This window comes from Furfurilactobacillus curtus, from assembly GCF_045862785.1.
In the GTDB taxonomy this organism is placed as follows: Bacteria; Bacillota; Bacilli; order Lactobacillales; family Lactobacillaceae; genus Furfurilactobacillus; species Furfurilactobacillus curtus.
This window is the reverse complement of the sequence record NZ_BQXO01000072.1, coordinates 1-431: the sequence shown is the minus strand read 5'-3', so window position 1 is coordinate 431 and position 431 is coordinate 1. Positions and strand designations below refer to the sequence as shown.

Annotated in this window: 1 pseudogene; it reads right to left on the bottom strand. The window is 37.8% G+C overall.

Features of this window, described 5'->3' with window-relative positions:
* Positions 1-431: pseudogene (locus ACKTR2_RS10505) on the bottom strand (MobQ family relaxase); the annotation flags it as partial.

Below are 431 nucleotides of genomic sequence, written 5' to 3'. Positions count from 1 at the left end.
TTAGTTTCTTTAATCAGTTCCCGTCGTTCAGCTGCGGTTGTCTGTTCAAAATTAAGTTCCGGATAAAGCTTTTTCGTTGCTCGTTCCACCACTTTATTTAACAACTGGTTAGCTTGTGCTAGTGATGTCGTTTGCTGGTCAATAGTCAGCAGTTGCTTGGTTACATCTTCACCAATGGCATGTTTGATTAATAAGCTGTTTTTCCAATTAAACAGCATGCGCTGTTTATCATCTAAATGTTCTAAATCGACATAGGTTTTCAATTGCTGACTTAGATGACTAATTGTGTGTTGTTCAGAGAATGATAGCTCGTCAGTTAAAGCGTCAAAGTGTTCATGATTTCTAATCTTTTCGCCAAGATTATGATATTTAGCTTGGGCGCTTCTTTGTGCGCTAACTTGTTGATTAAATGCTTTTCGTTCGTGTCGTTT